This is a genomic window from Christiangramia aquimixticola, assembly GCF_048285835.1.
GTDB lineage: Bacteria > Bacteroidota > Bacteroidia > Flavobacteriales > Flavobacteriaceae > Christiangramia > Christiangramia aquimixticola.
Genome location: NZ_JBLVTL010000002.1, coordinates 571,723 through 590,559, shown reverse-complemented (window position 1 = coordinate 590,559; position 18,837 = coordinate 571,723). Strand labels below are relative to the sequence as shown.

At 39.3% G+C, this 18,837-nt stretch carries 15 protein-coding genes; 5 read left to right on the top strand and 10 right to left on the bottom strand.

Annotation, left to right across the window (positions count from 1 at the left end; translation table 11 throughout):
- The 4 genes from ACNKXV_RS06315 to ACNKXV_RS06300 form a co-directional block, all read right to left on the bottom strand.
- Positions 1–751 (bottom strand): exodeoxyribonuclease III (locus tag ACNKXV_RS06315; RefSeq protein WP_417906857.1); only part of this gene is annotated, 751 nt, incomplete at its 3' end.
- Positions 752–828: 77 nt separating this feature from the next.
- Positions 829–3,825 carry a GEVED domain-containing protein gene (locus tag ACNKXV_RS06310; protein ID WP_417906856.1) on the bottom strand — a complete coding sequence of 999 codons (2,997 nt, stop codon included), beginning with the start codon at positions 3,823–3,825 and terminating at the stop codon, positions 829–831.
- Positions 3,826–3,950: 125 nt separating this feature from the next.
- On the bottom strand, positions 3,951–5,495 hold the full coding sequence (locus ACNKXV_RS06305) for a glycine--tRNA ligase (RefSeq protein WP_417906855.1): 1,545 nt from the start codon (positions 5,493–5,495) through the stop codon (positions 3,951–3,953).
- 64 nt (positions 5,496–5,559) lie between these two features.
- Positions 5,560–6,441 carry a hypothetical protein gene (locus ACNKXV_RS06300; protein ID WP_417906854.1) on the bottom strand — a complete coding sequence of 294 codons (882 nt, stop codon included), beginning with the start codon at positions 6,439–6,441 and terminating at the stop codon, positions 5,560–5,562.
- 63 nt (positions 6,442–6,504) lie between these two features.
- On the opposite strand from ACNKXV_RS06300, the gene ACNKXV_RS06295 reads away from it, so the two are divergent.
- A complete protein-coding gene (locus ACNKXV_RS06295) occupies positions 6,505–7,185 on the top strand; it encodes a ComF family protein (RefSeq protein WP_417906853.1) in 681 nt (226 codons plus the stop codon).
- 56 nt (positions 7,186–7,241) lie between these two features.
- Entirely contained in the window at positions 7,242–8,846 is a 1,605-nt protein-coding gene (locus ACNKXV_RS06290) for an Ig-like domain-containing domain (protein ID WP_417906852.1), read from the top strand.
- Here the strand turns inward: ACNKXV_RS06290 and ACNKXV_RS06285 are convergent.
- Positions 8,833–9,612, bottom strand: coding sequence for an amidohydrolase (locus ACNKXV_RS06285; RefSeq protein ID WP_417906851.1), 780 nt, complete (start codon positions 9,610–9,612; stop codon positions 8,833–8,835). The two genes, ACNKXV_RS06290 and ACNKXV_RS06285, sit on opposite strands and share 14 nt — an antisense overlap.
- A gap of 105 nt (positions 9,613–9,717) precedes the next feature.
- Here ACNKXV_RS06285 and ACNKXV_RS06280 point away from each other — a divergent pair, with 105 nt between their 5' ends.
- Positions 9,718–10,227 (top strand): DUF1440 domain-containing protein, encoded by a 510-nt coding sequence (locus tag ACNKXV_RS06280; protein WP_417906850.1) that lies wholly within the window; start codon positions 9,718–9,720, stop codon positions 10,225–10,227.
- Here the strand turns inward: ACNKXV_RS06280 and ACNKXV_RS06275 are convergent.
- Positions 10,224–12,692 (bottom strand): ligase-associated DNA damage response DEXH box helicase, encoded by a 2,469-nt coding sequence (locus ACNKXV_RS06275; protein ID WP_417906849.1) that lies wholly within the window; start codon positions 12,690–12,692, stop codon positions 10,224–10,226. The two genes, ACNKXV_RS06280 and ACNKXV_RS06275, sit on opposite strands and share 4 nt — an antisense overlap.
- A gap of 60 nt (positions 12,693–12,752) precedes the next feature.
- Positions 12,753–13,412: a bestrophin family ion channel gene (locus tag ACNKXV_RS06270; RefSeq protein ID WP_417906848.1), complete on the bottom strand. Its 660-nt coding sequence runs from the start codon at positions 13,410–13,412 to the stop codon at positions 12,753–12,755.
- A gap of 117 nt (positions 13,413–13,529) precedes the next feature.
- Here ACNKXV_RS06270 and ACNKXV_RS06265 point away from each other — a divergent pair, with 117 nt between their 5' ends.
- Positions 13,530–14,579, top strand: a complete 1,050-nt coding sequence (locus ACNKXV_RS06265; protein ID WP_417906847.1) for a hypothetical protein — start codon at positions 13,530–13,532, stop codon at positions 14,577–14,579.
- Between the two features lie 4 nt (positions 14,580–14,583).
- Here ACNKXV_RS06265 and ACNKXV_RS06260 read toward each other — a convergent pair whose 3' ends face one another.
- Complete coding sequence (locus ACNKXV_RS06260; RefSeq protein ID WP_417906846.1) at positions 14,584–16,176, bottom strand: ATP-dependent DNA ligase; 1,593 nt, start codon at positions 16,174–16,176, stop codon at positions 14,584–14,586.
- Positions 16,173–17,195 (bottom strand): ligase-associated DNA damage response exonuclease, encoded by a 1,023-nt coding sequence (locus ACNKXV_RS06255; protein WP_417906845.1) that lies wholly within the window; start codon positions 17,193–17,195, stop codon positions 16,173–16,175. Before ACNKXV_RS06255 ends, ACNKXV_RS06260 begins: the two co-directional genes overlap by 4 nt.
- A gap of 153 nt (positions 17,196–17,348) precedes the next feature.
- On the opposite strand from ACNKXV_RS06255, the gene ACNKXV_RS06250 reads away from it, so the two are divergent.
- Positions 17,349–17,780 (top strand): tellurite resistance TerB family protein, encoded by a 432-nt coding sequence (locus tag ACNKXV_RS06250; RefSeq protein ID WP_417906844.1) that lies wholly within the window; start codon positions 17,349–17,351, stop codon positions 17,778–17,780.
- Here ACNKXV_RS06250 and fbp read toward each other — a convergent pair.
- Positions 17,753–18,799 carry a class 1 fructose-bisphosphatase gene (gene fbp, locus ACNKXV_RS06245; RefSeq protein ID WP_417906843.1) on the bottom strand — a complete coding sequence of 349 codons (1,047 nt, stop codon included), beginning with the start codon at positions 18,797–18,799 and terminating at the stop codon, positions 17,753–17,755. The two genes, ACNKXV_RS06250 and fbp, sit on opposite strands and share 28 nt — an antisense overlap.
- Positions 18,800–18,837 lie beyond the last annotated feature (38 nt).

Sequence of the window (18,837 nt, the reverse complement as noted above, 5' to 3'; positions counted from 1 at the left end):
CTACAAGAACGGGACAATGGTCACTATGGTATGCTTCGGGCAGAATAACTGCTCTTTTCAACCTGTTTTTCAGAGTTTCTGAAACCAGATTGTAATCAATTCTCCATCCTTTATTATTGGCACGTGCATTTGCTCTGTAACTCCACCAGGAATACTGATGAGGCTCTTCATTAAAATGCCTGAAGCTGTCTATAAAACCATTCTTTATAAACCCATCTATCCATTCTCTTTCTTCGGGAAGGAATCCTGAAGTATTTTTTAAACGAACAGGATCGTGAATATCAATTGCCTCGTGACAAATGTTATAATCACCACCAATTATAAGGTTTGGAATTTCCTGTTTCAGGTTATTTATGTATTCCTGAAAATCATCCATAAACCTGAATTTATGCTCTAAACGGGCAATATTGGTTCCTGATGGTAAGTATAGACTCATAACAGAAACATCATCAAAATCTGCACGGATCACTCTTCCCTCATGATCCATATAATCTATCCCGGTTCCATATTGAACATGGTTAGGTTTAATTTTACTTAAGATAGCCACTCCGCTATAACCCTTTTTTGTCGCAGGATGCCAGTAATGATAAGGATACCCTGCTTTTTCAAACATCTCAAGGTCCAATTGGTCGGGATTGGCTTTTATTTCCTGGATACAAATTACATCGGGGTTCGCCTGCTGGGTCCATTCCAGAAAGCCTTTTCGTATTGCTGCTCTTATTCCGTTAACGTTATACGAGATAATAGTCATTAAATGTAGATTTTGGTCAAAAATAATGCTATCTGAACTTTATCCAAGTCCCGATAGCATTATGAAATGTTTAAAAATTATTTTACAAGAAAACGTTTTACTTTCCCCACTTTTCTGGTTCCAACTCTTAACAAATAAACGCCGGGAGCCGCATAGGACATGTCAAGCTCATAAAAATAGCCATCACCGTCATTTTCGATATGGTTTTCAAGTAATTGCTGGCCAAGAATGGTATAAACACTAATTCTAAGTGGTTCTGAAAAATCTGTTTCCAGTAAGATTCTGTAAAGACCATCCTTATTAGGATCTGTCACTATCTTAAGTTCAGCTTCGTTCAGTATAAAATCCTCCAGATCCAGAGTACTGTCTACAATATTTATGGAATAATCATGGGTGGTACCATAAGCCATAACCGAACATGGGTCGTTTAGATCTCCGCTAAAACTGGTGTCTCCAGCTCTGATTCTCAATAAGTGTTGGCCCAGATTGGCATTTGCCGGTAGGTCAAAATCGTACGAAAACGACTTATTCTCTTCAGGAATAACTTCTGAAGTGATCAACCTTTCAGAATCCTCAAAAACAGCATTATCATTAAGGTCGATCCACATGGAGAATTTTTCGACATTATCTTCAGCAAAGTTTGTTTGAACGGTCACCGTAAATGTTTTCTTAGATCTGTCCAGGTTGGCAGATCCTCCTATAAAATCAATATACCCGGAAGTACATGGAATTCGTTCGTTTAGATATCCTTCCAGTTCAAAGTAGAAAATTCCATCTCCCTGAGAACAGTCAGACCCTTCAGGAATACAATCCAGATTGGCAATGGAGGTGGTTTCAGAATCATTTGACGGATCAAAATCCCCCGGCAACAGGGTCCGTGCTTTCACCGTATAACGTCCGGAAGCAGAAAAATTGGCGGTTTTGCTGAAGGTATAAGTTTCAACTCCCCCAACTTCCAACACCCCTCTAAACATTTCTTCAACCCGCGGATTGTTCCCTATCTGGTAACTAACCGGGATATTTGTTTGCTCTTCGCCTCCAAAATTTTCAATTACAATGCTTACCGCTTCTGAAGTAGAAAGATTTTCCTGTGTTTTTGGTGCCGCAATAGAGGTTACTCCAACATCCTTTGGCGGTAAATTCTTCACCACTTCGGTGATCCCGTCGTTACCGGAATTCTGATCATTTTCGAGATTGGTGGTAATATTGATGCTAAAGGTTTGCCCTTCTGCTGAAAGATCTGCCGTTTGATTGAATGTAAACTCTGCCGTACTCTCAGCCGGAATGGTTTGAGTAAAAACTTCAGTCACCAACGGCCCGCCATCTATACTATAAGATATCTCGAAATTGGACTGAGGGTTCAATCCATAATTACGGATTTTAATTATAATTTTTTCTGAAGCGGTAAGGGATGCATCCTTTGGACTCAAAAGTGCGATTACCCCCAGATCATTCTCTTCTGTAGCCGAAAATCTAAAAACCCCTACTTTATTTAATCTTCGGGCTCCGCTAAAGTACTCGGCATTATGCCAAAAGGTAAGATCATCTGAAGGGTCGATGCTTAAATGAGCATAATCCCCATATCGTCCGGAAGCACTGGGCTGCGGACTTTCACCTTTAACGATGGTTTGTTCCTCAATGGTCATTATTCCTAATGGATCACCCATATACCTTCCGGTGTATCTTATTGACGGATATATAGGTTTTACTGGATTGTCATTGACCACAGTGTAACCAAGCGCTATATTTCCTCTTTTATCAATTCCAATACTTCCGCAGAATCTGTCGCTTCCATCCGGCGCATAAGTTCCTTCCTGGTACACGGTCCAGGGAGCGCCATCGGCAGGCTGTCTTAATTCATACCATCTTACTCCAGCATGTTCGGCTGGACCTGCAGCCACATCTACCACGAAATTCATAACCGCAGAGTTATATCCTTCAAACCTTCTGTATTGGGTCATATACATCATGGCTCCCTGCAGTGCATCAATGTCTACATCACTTCCGGGCTGATCAAGATTTTTAAAACCACCGCCATCAAAAGTGGCTGTAAACGGGGAAACCCCATTGGTTAATTCCTGACTTTCTTCGATAGTTGAATTTGGAGGATTAGTCCAGTTTGTATTAATAAGCCAAATTTTAAGATGGTCCTGATTCACACCCGCCCAATCGTCATCCTGCAAATAGATTATGGGAGAATTACCGGGTGGAGGAAGATCTGATCCCATTACACTGAATCCAGCAGGACTATAAAATCCATTATTTTCGATTCCGGGTAAAGGAAATCCTATAATTTTTACTCCGTTATCTCCTGCAAGCATTTTATCCCGTTCAAGAACAAATACCACCTGATTTTCCTGAGGAGCTCTGGGATCTTTATTTGTTGTGATATAATAGCCATCACTCCACAGCGAAATTTTAGGATAATCCGGGAGAGACTCAATATCGAACCTGTATGTATACCAACCACTATTAACCGGGTCGGGACCTTGTGACACTGCAATAAGTAGGGCCGCCGGAGTTTCGCTATCACCTTCAGGAGGAAGATCATCACTAAACTGCATCATGATAAAACGATCTGCCGGTTCATCATAAAACACAATGGGATCACCATCTGTCTCATCCTGAAAACTACCCCCAATACTGGCAAGAGATGCGGGGGGAACTATTTGATTTCCCTGTTTGTCCCAAATTGAAAATTCAGAATTCCAGGCATTCATATAATGATTTCTACCCACCGCTCCTGTAGGGTCTGATGGTGTGGCTAATGTATTAGCGCCCTCAAAACTAAGGATAGGTGATTTTCCTGGAATATCACCCATTTTTTTCTGGATCACAGGGTCCCCTGTCTTTGGCAAACCCTTCCCCGGGACTATCTTGTTAATCCCCCGGTTTCGCGGATTATAAAGTTTTGCTTTTTTTGAAGTAGGGAGAAGTTTCGCTTTAGAAAGCGGCCCGGACAAAATTACATTAGCAGAATCTATAAAAGTGGGACCTGCCTTTTCCCTGTTTTGGGAGAATAAGTTAAACTGGCATAAAAACGCAAGTGAAAGTAGGAGGATATATTTTTTCATCTAAAAATGTCTACGGCAATATTTTCTTAAAAATAGACATTATCGATTTAATGGAAATAAAAAAGGCAACTAATAAATTAATTGCCTTTCTTAAATATTTGCTAATTAAAACTGAATCCAGCTTTCTACACGAAATCTTTCATCCAGGTTCTAAAATCGGTTTCCTTTTTAATAAGATCATACAAGTCACTAATAGCGACTCTTTTTTGCTCCATAGAATCACGGAATCTTACCGTCACTTTATTATCTTCCAGTGAATCATGATCTACAGTAATACAAAGTGGAGTTCCGGCTGCATCCTGTCGACGATATCTTCTTCCAATAGCGTCTTTTTCATCGTATTGAACTCTAAAATCCCATTTAAGGTCATCTACTATTTTTTGAGCCAATTCCGGCAACCCATCTTTCTTGACCAATGGCAAGATCGCTGCTTTTGTAGGTGCAAGTACCGCCGGTAATTTTAATACCGTTCTACTATTCCCATCACCCAGATCTTCTTCTTTTAATGAAGATGAAAGTACGGCAAGGAACATCCTGTCCAAACCAATAGAAGTTTCAATAACATAAGGAACATAGTTTTCCTTAAGTTCAGGATCGTAAAATCTTAGTTTTTTTCCTGAATGTTCTTCATGTGCTTTCAGGTCAAAATCTGTTCTGGAATGTATTCCTTCCAGTTCTTTAAAGCCGAATGGGAAATTGAATTCTATATCGGCAGCGGCGTTTGCATAGTGCGCCAGTTTCTCATGATCATGGAATCTATAATTCTCTTCTCCAAGACCCAATGATTTATGCCATTTTAATCTTGTTTCCTTCCACTTCTCATACCACTCCAGTTCTTCTCCGGGACGAACAAAGAATTGCATTTCCATTTGTTCAAATTCACGCATCCTGAAAATAAATTGTCTGGCCACAATTTCATTTCTGAAAGCTTTTCCAATTTGAGCAATTCCAAAAGGAATTTTCATCCTTCCGGTTTTTTGAACATTAAGGAAATTGACAAATATACCCTGAGCTGTTTCCGGTCGCAGGTATAGGTTAGTCGCCGAATCTGCTGAAGCTCCAAGCTTGGTACCGAACATTAGATTGAACTGTCTTACTTCAGTCCAGTTTTTAGAACCCGTATCAGGATCGGCAATTTCCAGTTCTTCAATTAAGGCTTTAACATCGGCAAGGTCTTCGTTGGTAAGCGAACGCGCCAGCCTTTCCAGGATTTCCTTTCGGTCTCCTAAATAACGCTGTACCCGCGGATTCGTTTGCTTGTACATTTCTTCATCGAAATCTTCACCAAATCTTTTCTTAGCCTTGGCGATTTCCTTCTCTGCCTTCTGAAGTAATTTTTCAGCATAATCCTCTACAAGAACATCTGCACGATATCTTTTCTTGGAATCCTTATTATCAATCAAAGGATCATTGAATGCATCAACATGGCCTGAAGCTTTCCAGGTTTTAGGATGCATTAAAATGGCGGCATCTATTCCCACGATGTTTTGATGCATCTGGGTCATGCTTTTCCACCAGTATTCCTTGATATTTTTCTTTAATTCAGCTCCGTTTTGACCGTAATCATAAACTGCGCTCAGCCCATCATAAATTTCACTGGACCCAAAAATGTATCCATACTCTTTAGCATGGGATATTACGTTCTTAAAAAGATCTTCTTGTATTGCCATGGCGCAAAAATAAAAAAACCGCCTTGAAAAATATCCAAGGCGGTGGGTTATTTATAAATTAAGACTATCTAAGGCTAAAACTACCTGTTCCAAGTAGAACGGCGTCGTTATATACATACACCTTATAATTCCCTTCAAGCAATTTATCTTCATTGGTATTTGCCAGGATACATACGTCAAGTTCTTCTTTTTCATAGAAAACTTTAGAAGAAGCACTATAAACCATAACTCCGCCTTCATGTTGCACTACGATCTCGTCGCCTACAAGTTCATTCTCGGGATTATAAACCTGAACGTGAAGATTCTTCTCTCCTGCTTCAGCAAGATCGTTTGCAGCAAGGGTAAAACAGGTTCTAATCTGGTCAACTCTTCCTGTACGGTCGTTTTCTACAATTTTACCGCTGTTTCTAACGATCACTCCTTCTCCTCTAAGTCCGGCAATTTTTAATCGGGAAGCCTTATCTACTTTGGTAGAAAGGTTTTGATTGGTAGTTTTTAAAGAATCAGACATTCTGGTTCTTTGCTGTAAAGCAACACTGGTACTGTCCAAAGAAGTTGAAAGCATCTTGTTTTGAGTGCTTAGACTATCCACAACACGAAACAGCCTGTCCTTTTCTGCTTTTAAACTTCCAATCTCTCTTCGGTATCTTGAAATTAAAACCAGATTAGCTTCATTATCCTTTACAGAATCCAATAGTTTAGAAATCCTGTCTCTGGCATTTACCAGATCCTGATCCATAATTTCATTTTCCTGAATGGCTTCATCATATTTTACGATAAGTTCATTGAGTTCATCTTCGATAACCGCCTTTTCTTTTTTAAGGATCTCTTTATTCTCTTTTTCCTCGTTATAGAACTTTATAGTGTAAATACTTAGTGCGATAAGGGCAACCGCAAGGATCCCGGTTAACACCTTTAAAGCTGTATTGTTTTTGGTTTCTGTCATTATAAAATTAAATTAGTTAGTAAATTTATATGTTTAACCATGTATAGTACAAGTCATTAACAAATGTTTCACGATTTTGTAAATCTTCTTTACCCCTCCGTTTGTCACATTTGTGAAGCCGAACTACTAAAAAACGAAAAGGTAATTTGCACCTCCTGTCTCCATGATCTTCCTGTCACAAATTTTCATCTTGATAACGAAAATCCTGTACGTAAAGTGTTTTACGGCAGGGTAAAGATAGAGAAAGCAACTTCTTTATTGCATTTTAGAAAGAAATCTGGTGTGCAACACTTAATTCATGACCTTAAATACAGAGGTCATCAGGAAATTGGACACTATTTAGGGCAATGGCTTGGCGAAGAATTAAAATCTGTGGAAGCTTATAATAATATTGAAGTGGTCATCCCCGTGCCCTTACATAAAAAACGCCTTAAGGAACGGGGATACAACCAGGTTGAAGGATTTGGGAAGGAACTGGCCAAAGCTCTGAATGCGGAATATTTAAATGAAGTGCTTATAAAAACCAACGCCACCCAAACTCAAACTCTTAAAAGCCGAATCTCGAGATGGGGAAAGATCGAGGAAACTCTGGAAATTCAGGATCAGGAAAAAATAAGGGACAAAAATATCCTTTTAGTGGACGATCTCATAACTACCGGAGCAACACTCGAGGCCTGTGCACATAAGCTATTAGAAGTTCCCGGAACCCGAATAAGCATAGCTACCATGGCTTTTACCCATTGAGCTGTGGGATGGAATTTAAAATAATCGTTTCTTTGCTAAAAGATTCATTTTCGTTTATGAAAAAGAGAATACCCGGATTCATTACAGTAATAATATTAGTCTTAATCACAGTTAATTGTGCCAAGAAAGGGATGCCTGAAGGTGGGCCTATAGACGAAGAACCACCTAAATTCCTTCGTGCGAATCCGGAAAACTATACCACTAATTTTGATGAGGATGAGATCAGGATCTTTTTTGATGAATATATCAAACTCGATAAACCTCAACAGCAGATCATAATTTCCCCTCCCATGGATCCCAAACCATCGATCAAACCATTGGGAACTGCCCGTAAGGATATCAAGATCAAAATATTTGACACGCTTGAAGAAAACACGACCTATACAATCAATTTTGGGAAAAGCATAATTGATAATAATGAATCCAATCCATACGATTATTTTAAATATGTATTTTCCACAGGAAGCTATATAGATTCTCTTACCATAAATGGAAGCGTTAAAGATGCAGTTCTAAAATCACCTTCAAAGCCTATAACGGTTTTGTTATATGAGGTTGATTCCACGTTTAAAGATTCGGTTGTATATCAAAAAACACCACGTTATGTAACCTATTCTCAGGATAGTACTTTTAATTTTTCGCTTGAAAATTTGAAGGCCGGAACTTATCGAATGATAGGACTTATGGATTCTAATGATAATTACCTCTATAACCCGAAAAAAGAGAAAATAGGCTTTATAGATCAGGACATCACCGTCCCTACAGATAGCAATTATGTAATTACAGTTTTTAAGGAGAAACTTAATTTTGAACCGAAACGACCAAAATTATTAAAAGGCCATCAGTTGCTTTTTGGATATGAAGGCAGTGTGGATCCTGATAGTGTAAAAATAAATTTGATTGGTTCGAAACCTGAAGGCTTTAAGTACAGGATCACCAAAGACATAGCAAAGGACAGTCTCTATTACTGGTTCAATAAAAGACCGGAAAGGGATAGTCTAATTTTTGAGATAACGAGCCCCACGACCCGGGATACCATGGTTGCGAGACTGGCAAAACTTGACCGGGATTCTCTACGTGTCTCGACAGAAAATGGAAGTTTACTAAAGGACTTTAAATTTGTTGCCACCACACCTATTTTGGAATATTCCGAAGAAAAAATAAGCGTTATGGATAAAGACTCTGTAGTTATTCCTTTTACTACAGAATTCCATCCAATAAAGAATGAATTGATCCTGAAGTTTGAAAAGACTCCTGCCAATAATTATCAGGTAGCTGCTTTTCCCGGAGCGATTACAGACCTGTTCGAGCAAACCAATGATACGATCTATCAGACTTTCAACACCAAAGCCCTGGCCGATTTTGGAACAATACTTCTGAATATTCGCAATATCAAAGAATTCCCCGTAATTGTTCAGCTAACCAATACAAAAGGCGAAGTTTTAGCAGAGCAATATTCTGAAGACTCAGGAAATTTCACTTTTAGATACCTTAATCCGGGACAGGTTCTGGTAAGAATTATCTTCGACAGGAACAGTAATAAAATGTGGGATACCGGGGATTACTTAAGGAAACGCCAGCCGGAAGTTATTCGTTATTACTCAGACACCCTGGAAGTAAGAGCTAACTGGGATATCAATGAAAGTTTTAGTTTAGACTAAAATCATCCCGGTCCTGAAGGAATTTGAATTTATTCCGCACATCCTTTAACTCAGTTTTATATAAGGAAAAGGTGGAAACGAAAACCTCACTTTTTTCAGGATGGGATAAAGCATTTCCAAGCATATCGTACACTGCGCTATGTCCATTGTAATTGTGGTCATTTCCATCTTTACCAGTTCTGTTCAAACCTATGCAATAACTCATATTTTCAATGGCTCGTGCTTTGAGAAGTGCATCCCATGCTGCAATTCTTTTTTCCGGCCAGTTGGCCACATAGATCAGTAAATCGTAATCTACCGTATTTCTGGCCCAAACCGGAAATCGAAGATCGTAACATACCAGCGGACAAATTTTCCAGCCTTTATAATCTACGATTAAACGTTCTGTACCTGCTGTATAGATTTTATCTTCCTTAGCTAGGGTAAAAGTGTGGCGTTTATCATAAGTATGATAATTACCATCTGGAAAAACGAAGATTAACCGATTGTAAAAATTTCCGGACTCTTTTATTATCACACTCCCGGTAATGGCAAAATTTCCTTCTTTAGCCTTCTTTTTCATCCACTCAAGGGTTTTTCCCTCCGTGCCTTCGGCTAAGCTTTCGGCGTTCATACTGAAACCGGTGGTAAACATTTCAGGTAAAATCACCAGATCTGTCTCGCCCTTAATCTCTTCAATCTTTGCTGAAAACATCTGCAAATTCGCATCTGTATTTTCCCACTCCAGGTTAGCCTGAATAAGACTTACATTTAGTTTTTCGCTCATACTCAAAATTATTAAATTTTGTAGCAACACTGCCAAATACATGTTAAATGATTGGACAAAAGCTATCGAATAAATAGTTTTATTCTAATAAAAAAAGAAACGATTATGAGCGTGAGTACCTTTCTACAAAAAGATTCCTATATTTCTAATACCGGTCGCGGATTGATAGCCGGCTTCGTTGGCGGACTTGCCGGAACAGCGGTAAAAACTCTTATAGAACAATTTTTACCTGTTAGAAAGATCGAACAAAGATCGGCTCAAATCAAGATCGTGGATGATCTTTCTACAAAAATCACCGGTTCTCCTGTTAGTTCTGAAAATGAAGCTCTGGCCGAGCAATTAGTGAATATTCCCATGGGTGGTTCTCTTGGTGCTGCTTACGGATATGGTAAAAAAGAACGTTATGGGTTAAAACCTATGGATGGAGTGATATTTGGTGCAACCACCTGGGCGACTACCCATGAAACTTCACTTCCAATCCTGGGACTGGAACCTAAACCAACAGATGTTCCTATCAGAATGCAATTAAACGAATTGTTTGCCCACGTGGCATTTGGAATTACTACCGAAGTGGTAAGGCATTATATTGACAAACAAATGCGTGAGCAGGCTTAATTCTCCAGAGATTTAAGCATTTTTCTAATCCTGTCTTCCAGCTTTTCTGAAGATAATTTTTCCCGTAACCTATCGGTTATAATGGGGAAAGAAAATGGTGTGGGTTTTTCACATTGTTTCCACACGATGGTTTGGTTCTTTATCCTTTCCAGAGAAATTCTCAATCTGCCTTCTTCCAGCTGATGTTCAAAGGTTTCTCTGAAAGCCTGACGGTAAAGTAAATTATCTTCTTCATAATCCCTGAATACACTGAATAATAGCTGGGAATTAGACTGAAGATGCTTGTTTTTAACCAGTTTATTGGGATAGCCTGTAAAAACCAGTCCGGCAATAACTGCAATATCTCTGAATTTTCTACGAGCCATTTCGGTTGCGTTCAAACTTTTATAAAGATCATCCATCAAAAAATCTGAACTGAATAAGTTATTATCCAGCACCTGCTGCATGTCGATTTCCTGATCTGAAAGTAATTCAAACCCGTAATCATTAAATGCGATGGAAAAACTTATAGGTGTCAACAAACTTATTCTGTAAGCCAGAAGGCTCCCTAAAGCTTCATGTACAAATCGCCCATCGAAAGGGTAAAAAACAGCATGATAACCTTCACGAGTTTTGAAAGTTTCAATAAGAAATTCATCACCTTTCGGAATTATGGAATCCCGTTTTTGTCGTTTAAAAATAGGTTTTAGAGCTTCAAACTCTTCATTTGTTTTCTCATTTTCCTTAAGATCTGAAGCGCGATACATTTCATCCCGCAACAATTCACTCATTTGAGCTGAAAAGGTCATTCTTCCTCCCTGCCAGCTTGGGACGCGAGCTGTTTTTTTCTTTGATTTTCTTACCAGCACCTGCATATTCTTTATACGGACCAACTCAAGATTTCGCCCGGCAAAGGTGAATACATCGCCCGGTTTAAGTTTAGAAATGAACCATTCCTCGACAGTTCCAATATAGCCCCCTTTCATGTACTTTACCGTTAGCATGGCGTCACTAACTATGGTTCCTATTTGAAGCCTGTGGCGCATGGCCACCCCGCGATCGTTTATTTTAAACCTTCCATCTTCCTCTATTTCGACCTTCTTATACTCATCATAAGCCTGAAGGCTTTGACTTCCTTTGGTAATGAAATTAAGCACCCATCTCCATTCATCTTCCGTTATTCCTTGAAAGCAGAATGTTGAAGCGATCTCCGGGTAAATATCCTTAGGAAAAAAGCCATTAGAGACCGCCAGCGTATTCAAATATTGCACCAGCACATCAAAACTCATTAAATATGGCACCCTGTCTTCCACCGCCTTCTTTTCTACAGCTTTTTGCAGTGCAGAAGCTTCGATCAATTCTATAGCATGGGTTGGCAAAAAGTAAATTAGACTCACTTTTCCCGGCTGGTGACCACTTCTTCCCGCCCTTTGTAAAAATCTGGCAACCCCTTTAGGTCCTCCAATTTGAACAATGGTTTCCACCGGTGCAAAATCCACACCCAGATCCAGACTTGAGGTACACACTACCGCCTTTAAACTTTCGTTCCTGATGGCCTGTTCCACCCATAACCTGGTTTCTTTATTAATACTCCCATGATGCATAGCTACTTCCCCGGCGAATTCGGGATATTTATTCATGAGCTTTTGAAACCACAACTCACATTGGGAACGGGTATTTGTGAAGAGCAGGGTGGTTCGGGAATTATTTATAATTGGAACCACTTCATCTATTAAATGCAAACCTAAATGCCCCCTCCAGGGGAATTTTTCCATTGTTTGAGGAATAACAGAACGAACTTCAATCTTCTTTTTTAAGGTAGCCTTTATCAAAACTGAATTTTTCAATGCCGGAGAATCCGGTCCCAACAGCACTTCCCGGGCCTGATCCAGATTTCCAATAGTAGCCGAAATCCCCCAAATTCTGAGGTCTTTCGCAATGGTTTTCAATCGGGATAGAGAAAGTTCAACCTGCACCCCTCTTTTGGTTCCTAACAGCTCATGCCATTCGTCAATGACTATGGCCTGAAGGCCGCCGAACATTTTATCGTAATTTTTGGAAGATAACAGTAACTGCAGACTTTCAGGCGTTGTGATCAAAAGGTCTGGCATTGATCTTTTTTGTGCTGCTCTCTCTTTTTGGGGGGTATCTCCGGTTCTGATTCCAACGGTAAACTGAGTACCCATTTCTTCAGCAAAACGGCTGGCTGCCTGTTCGATCTCTACAGAGAGGGCTCGAAGTGGGGTGATCCAAATCGCTTTTAAACCTTTTTTATGCTTGGTTTTATAATCGGGATTCTTTTTGATGTAATCCAGAACAATGGGAATCCATAAAGCATAGGTTTTCCCGCTTCCGGTAGGTGCATTTAGGAGTCCATTCTTTTTTTGAAGATAGGCTGTCCAGGTATCCTTCTGAAATTTAAATGGCTTCCAGCCCTGGCCTTCAAACCAGTTTTCAGCCAATTTCACCAAATCCGCTCTTTTCAATTCCGGCGTATGTTTTAATTCACAATTAATCTAGATTACCATTGAAGGCGTGGGCAATTTCTAACGTTCAATTTTAAAATTATCCAGGTCGATATCGTCCATCCCGATATTATCAAACGGGTACTCCAATTGGTTCTGGATATTATACAAAGAGATAAGGATAAACTGGGTTAACAAAACGATAAAATAAGCAATCCAATCGGCACCCTGTATGCCAAGATTGTAAATAATGGTAGGCGCATAAATTAGTGGAAAGATGTATATAAAAACCTCACAGTAAGCCATCAAACTTATAGGGGTCCTGTGAGTATGTATAGCATGAAGATTTTCAATAGACTCATGCATAGCCTTCATATATTTAAAGATCCGGTCTTTAAGTTTATAAGGAATTAGATTTTCCTTCTCAAGTACGAACTTATACATCATATGAGAATTCTCATCAAGGATCTTAATATCATTATTGCGTTTTGCAAGATGTTCGAGAGTTTTATTGTTGATCTCCACCAGAAGCCTTTCAGCTTCTTCTTTTTGAACTGGTGTGAGCGTCTCGTTTATCAATAAAAAATACTTCACCGTTTTTACCGAACTTATAAAATCACTAAGATGTTCAAGTGCCTTTTCCCTTCTTTTAAATGACCCTCGAATAGTAAAGACCAGCGGAAAAATTATCGCAATACTTAACAATGTAAGATCTACATTGAATTTGAGATCAAATTTCAATGCCAGGAACGTAACCAGAGCAGCAATCGCTGTGGTTGCAAATGTTCTGTAATTAATAATGGTAAAATACTTTCTAATAAACTGATTTTTAATATTTTAGATAAATATATCATAATTATGAATAAGAGTGTAAAACTTTTCTCGCTAAGCATGCTCTTAGCAATATTTAGCTCTTATTCCCAGGATAATAATGAAGTCTCAGAAAACGGCTCCTTGTTCCATAAAAAGGAAGTACTGCCAATTAACCTTCGGTATTCTAATAAAGATATCAAAAAAGAAACTAACGATTCAACCTATATAATTACCTATCTTAAATTTGAAGATCCTGGTGCCGGTTTAGATTCTATCGAAGTAAGATTAAGAAAACGTGGCAACTTCAGATTAAAAAATTGCTTTTATGCTCCTATTAAAATTAAGATCAAAAAAAAGGCAGCAAAGAATACCTTGTTTGAAGGACATAAAAATTTAAAACTGGTTTTGCCCTGCCTGGTAGAACGGGACCGAAACGATAATATCCTGAAAGAATATCTGGCTTATAAGTTATATGAGGTTATTTCACCATTCCATTTCAAAACCCGCCTCCTTGAAATTAGTTATGAGGAAGAAAGGGCGAAAAAGATCAAACTTCATAATATTAGAGGATTTCTGGTCGAGGATGATAAAAACGTGGCAAAACGGCTGGGTGGAAAGGTTATAGATGCTAATACCCACCCTCTAAACCAGGCCTCTTTGGAATCGGTTAGAAATGCATTTTTTCAATATATGATCGGGAATACAGATTTTTCCACCGCATATCTCCACAATTGTAAGCTGATCTTACTTGAAGACAGAATTATCCCTGTGCCTTACGATTTCGATATGGCTGGCCTGGTAAATACCAGTTATGCTACCGTTTCTCAAATAAATGATCAAAAACTGAATATAGAAGAGGTTACCCAAAGAGTTTACCGCGGATTTAAAAGGAATCCACGAATTTATATGCAGGTTAGAGAAGAATTTTTAGAAAACCAATCTTCCATAATGAACGTACTTAAGGAAGGTAAAGATATGTTCGAAAGCGACAGGCAATTTGCCACTACGATCAAGTATATCGATGAATTTTTTGAAATACTGGAAGATGACAAAAAGTTTCAGAAAAACATCCTCGATGTCGCAAGAATTAAATAAGCTCCTAAGGAATTAATGCCTTAAGGTCTTCAAGGGTATTGGCATCATCAATTGTTTTATCCATTCTCCATCTCAAAATTCTGGGAAATCTTGTAGCGACTCCACTTTTGTGACGTTTTGATTCAGCTATACCTTCAAAGGCGATCTCAAAAACATGGTGTGGGGTTACGCTTCTTACCGGCCCGAATCTCTCCAGGGTGTTTTTTTTGATCCAGGCATCCAGTTTACGGAATTCCTGATCTGTTAATCCGGAATAAGCCTTGGCGAAGGTCACCAGTTCTTTCTTTTCTTCATCCCAAAGGCCAAAAGTATAATCTGTAAACAAATTACTCCTTCTCCCATGACCTCGCATGGCATAGGTCAATACCGCGTCAATGGTTAAAGGATCTACTTTCCACTTCCACCAGTCTCCCTTTTTTCGACCCACCAGATATGGGGAATCCAGCCTTTTGAGCATTAATCCTTCAGACTTTACTTCCCTGGAATTCTCTCTTTCGATCGCAGCTTCTTCCCAGGTTTTAAACCTGATGGTTTCTGAAAGGTGTAAAGGGAAATCTTCAGCCTTAATTTGGTGATATAATTTCTCCAGTATTTTTCGCCTGTCTCCAAACGCCATAGTGCGAATATCCTTGCCTTCCCATTCCAGAATATCATAAGCCTTCAAAATTACCGGGGTTTTCTCCAGTAATTTTTTACTCACATTTTTACGTCCAATCCGGGTTTGCAGATCATTAAAAGTTCCAATTTCTCCACCGGGATAGGGCAGGATTTCTCCATCTATTACGGTACCATTGGGGAAAGCTTCTTTAAAAACTTCAAATTCAGGATATTTATCGGTTACCAGTTCTTCTCCCCGGGACCAGACAAATAAGTCATTGTTGCGCACGATCACCTGAGAACGTATACCATCCCATTTATGTTCTGCACTCCACTGGCCAACATCCCCCAGATCTTCAGGATCACCTTCAATTGCGTAGGCCAGATAAAAAGGATAAGGTTTGGATAAATAATCCTCCTCATTTTCTTCAAGGATTAATTTGTCAAAGGTGATGCGGGACGGCTCCCAGTTTCCCATTAATTTGTAGGCCAGAATATCTTCATCTATATCTGTAGCTTTGGCCAAAGCCCGGGTCATTAACTTTTGACTGACTCCAATTCTAAAACTTCCCGTGATCAATTTGGTGAAAACAAAGCGCTCATAGTAGTTTAGGTTTAACCAATTATCAAACAGATATTCTTTTTTCTCTTCTTCAGGTTTTTTCTTAAGCGCTATGATCTCATCCAGAAACTGACTTAAACTTTTTTCTGAATTAGCATCAGATTTTGGGATTACCAATGCAATGGTTTCAGCCAGGTCACCAACTATATGATAACTCTCTTCAAATAACCACAGGGGAATTTTTGCAAGTTCTGAGGCCCATTCCCGCATCAAAGTGGTATTAACTGGACGTGGAGGCCGCCTGTGGCTCAGAATAGCAATGGTCCAAACTTTGTCTTTCGGCGCGGCATTCTTAAAATAACTGGTAAGCGCCTCTACCTTTAAAGTGGTTTTATTGGTACTGTCCAGTGCTTTTATAAGTTCTGCAAACGCCTTCATTCTGAATCTTTTTCTTTTTCACTCTCTAACTGACCCATTTCACCTTCGTACTGAGTTTCTTCAGTTCTTGCGTCATATCCCTGCTCCCGAAGGAATTTTGAAAAAATATCTGTATATCCATGAGTACAGATCACTTTTTCGCAACCTGTTTCTTTAATCGAGGTTAGTAATCCCTGCCAGTCACAATGATCGCTGAGAACAAATCCTTTATCGATGGCTCTACGTCTACGGGCTCCTCTAAAGGTCATCCAACCACTTGCAGAAGCAGTTACATAAGGCACCATTTTTCGAATCCAGGTTGAACCATGAACACTACCCGGCGCAAGTACAATACTACCTTTAAAATCTTCTTTTTTAGTCTCCCGTGTTACTCTTATCGTTTCAGGGAAATCCATTTGAGCTCTCAGTACATCGGTCATATTTTCTATGGCTCCATGGGTATAGATATTTCCAATGGAGGGATCCAGATGCTTTAAAAGCCGTTGAGCCTTGCCCAGGGAATATCCAAACAGAATAGAAGTACGCCCATCATTTTTGTTTTGAGCCCACCAGGAATTAATATCATGAAAGACCTGCGCCTGTGGGATCCATTTAAAGGCGGGAAGTCCAAAGGTACATTCGGTTATAAAAGTGTGACATTTCACGGGTTCATAGGGGACGGCCACCCCATCATCTTCGGTTTTATAATCGCCGGTAAACACCCATACTTCACCTTTAAATTCTACCCTAATTTGGGAAGATCCAATAATATGTCCCGCGGGATGAAGTGAGAACTTCACTCCATTTATGGTAAAAGTCTCATTCCACGCTTTTCCCGTTACGCTTATATCACCAAGCCGGTGTTTTATAATAGGAACATTGGAATGATGCGTAATGTAATTTTTATGCCCCCAGCGGGAATGGTCGGCATGACCGTGGGAGATTATTGCTTTATCCACGGGTTTCCATGGATCCAGATAGACATCTGCCTCTGCACAGTAAATTCCTTTTTCATTAAAAGCCAGTAGTGGTATCTCCATAATATTATCGAACAACATGGAATTTAATTAATAGAACTTTTAACCAAAAAGGATTAAGAAAAGATTAGCGATTGTGAATACTTAATTTTGGAGAGCTTTGAGACTAAAAACCTGAGGGTTTATATATATTTGTAGTACAAAATCATATTTAGAATGTCCTTTTCAGATTTATTTGGCTCAGGAGAGCACCTACGAAATTTAAGTCATTTCGCATCCATCGTTAACCTTGCGGCAGTTGACGGAGATATTAATGAGCAAGAAGAAGAATTGCTTAAAAGGTTTGCGCGTAAATTGGATATTAATGAAGAAGAATATGCCAAGATCATAGATAATCCTTTGGCTTTCCCACTTTCCGGATACAATAGTATAGAAAGAAGACTGGAGCGTCTACACGATTTATTCAAGATCATTTTCGCCGATCATGAAATTGATGACGAAGAGATGGAACTTATCAAAAAATACGCAATTGGCCTTGGTTTCTCAAGTCAGGCTTCTGAAGGTATCATCAAACGTTCTGTACAGATCTTTAGTGGGCAGTTAAGCTTTGACGATTACCGCTATTTGCTTGAAAGAGAGAATGACTGAGACTGAGATTTATTCTCAGCTTCCTGCATAAATTCTTCAGCTTTTTCTACCATTTTTCTGCTTCCGCAAAAGAATGGTACTCTTTGATGAAGTTCTGTAGGCTTAATGTCCAAAATTCTCTGAAAACCGTCACTGGCTTTTCCTCCGGCCTGTTCGGTTAAAAATGCCATAGGATTACATTCATATAACAATCGAAGCTTGCCATCGCTGGCCTTGGAACTTTTTGGATACATAAAGATCCCGCCTTTGATCATATTCCTGTGAATGTCTGAAACCATTGACCCAATATATCGAGAAGTATAAGGTCTATCCCCTTCTTCTTCCTGGCAATATTTGATATAATTCTTTACTCCCTGAGGGAAATGCACATAATTCCCTTCGTTGATGGAATAGATGGTTCCCGTCTCAGGAAATTGCATATCTGGATGTGAAAGATACCATGATCCCAAAGCAGGGTTAAGAGTAAATCCATTCACCCCATGCCCGGTGGTATACACCAGCATGGTTGAGGTTCCATAAATTATATATCCGGCCGCAACCTGTTTGTTCCCCGGTTGTAGAAAATCATCGATCTCTACAGGAGTTCCAACTGGTGTCACTCTTTGGTATACTGAAAAGATTGTTCCTACAGAAACGTTTACGTCTATGTTAGAACTTCCATCCAAAGGATCCATCAAAACAACATATTTGTTCTGATTATCGCCTTTATGACCTTTAATCTGAATAAAATCATCATTTTCTTCTGAAGCGATCCCACAAACTATCTCACGGTTAGTAAGGGTTTGAATAAACTTGTTGTTGGCGTAAACATCTAGCTTTTGCTGATCTTCCCCCTGAACATTGGTTTCTCCATAAGCTCCAATAATATCCACAAGCCCGGCTTTGTTCACCTCATGGTTCACTACTTTGGCCGCAAGCCTTATCGAGTTGATCAATCTGGAAAGCTCTCCTGAAGAACCCGGAAAATCTGACTGATTTTCGATTATAAATTCTCCTAAAGTTTGATTTGTCTTTGGCATGGGATATTTTTCTTTTCTGGCCGCTAAAGTATTAAATT

Coding starts and splice junctions, on each gene's coding strand:
- ACNKXV_RS06310 (WP_417906856.1), bottom strand. CDS start 3,825: ATGAAAAAATATATCCTCCTACTTTCACTTGCGTTTTTATGCCAGTTT.
- ACNKXV_RS06305 (WP_417906855.1), bottom strand. CDS start 5,495: ATGGCAATACAAGAAGATCTTTTTAAGAACGTAATATCCCATGCTAAA.
- ACNKXV_RS06300 (WP_417906854.1), bottom strand. CDS start 6,441: ATGACAGAAACCAAAAACAATACAGCTTTAAAGGTGTTAACCGGGATC.
- ACNKXV_RS06295 (WP_417906853.1), top strand. CDS start 6,505: ATGTTTCACGATTTTGTAAATCTTCTTTACCCCTCCGTTTGTCACATT.
- ACNKXV_RS06290 (WP_417906852.1), top strand. CDS start 7,242: ATGAAAAAGAGAATACCCGGATTCATTACAGTAATAATATTAGTCTTA.
- ACNKXV_RS06285 (WP_417906851.1), bottom strand. CDS start 9,612: ATGAGCGAAAAACTAAATGTAAGTCTTATTCAGGCTAACCTGGAGTGG.
- ACNKXV_RS06280 (WP_417906850.1), top strand. CDS start 9,718: ATGAGCGTGAGTACCTTTCTACAAAAAGATTCCTATATTTCTAATACC.
- ACNKXV_RS06265 (WP_417906847.1), top strand. CDS start 13,530: ATGAATAAGAGTGTAAAACTTTTCTCGCTAAGCATGCTCTTAGCAATA.
- ACNKXV_RS06260 (WP_417906846.1), bottom strand. CDS start 16,176: ATGAAGGCGTTTGCAGAACTTATAAAAGCACTGGACAGTACCAATAAA.
- ACNKXV_RS06255 (WP_417906845.1), bottom strand. CDS start 17,195: ATGGAGATACCACTACTGGCTTTTAATGAAAAAGGAATTTACTGTGCA.
- ACNKXV_RS06250 (WP_417906844.1), top strand. CDS start 17,349: ATGTCCTTTTCAGATTTATTTGGCTCAGGAGAGCACCTACGAAATTTA.
- fbp (WP_417906843.1), bottom strand. CDS start 18,799: ATGCCAAAGACAAATCAAACTTTAGGAGAATTTATAATCGAAAATCAG.